The following is a 505-nucleotide window of genomic DNA, read 5'->3' as shown; positions in this document are numbered from 1 at the left end:
AAATAAGATATCTTTCTCATCTCTTACTAAATCACGAGCTGTTTCATAACTTAAAGTCCAACACCTTTCAGAGCCATCTTCACCTAATGGATAAATTCTTTTATACCCTTCTTCCGTGTCATTTATAGGGTAGCTTTCATTTAAGTCAGGTGATGGCTCAACTCTAATAACTTCAAGCGTAGATGGATTTACTACTACAGCATAAAAGCTGTTTGGACGTCCATATCTATAGTTATTTTCACCTTGACCACTTCTACAGAAACCTCTTTCTCTAGTACGTTTTTCAATAGTCTCACCCCGTAAAACATCTTGGTCCTCAGGAACTAGAAACAAACAATACTCATGTGTCCTAGTAACATTTGACCTACCTGTGCCAGAACCTGGATAATGAATAACTATAGTCTTATAGAGATCAAATTGAGAAAACTCGTGTTCTAACATTGAACTTAAATTAGACAGCTCTTTGTCATCAATAGCTAAAGATATAGGCGCATCTTTAGTCAAT

At 35.8% G+C, this 505-nt stretch carries 1 protein-coding gene; it reads right to left on the bottom strand.

Annotated elements, in window-relative coordinates:
- On the bottom strand, nt 1–505 hold a 505-nt coding region (locus tag ACS8FC_RS21230; protein WP_439298233.1), incomplete at both ends, for a hypothetical protein.

The sequence above is a fragment of the Psychrobacter sp. 1Y4 genome (assembly GCF_051847555.1).
Note: the sequence above shows the minus strand (reverse complement) of the source record. Positions and strands in the feature narration are given on the sequence as shown.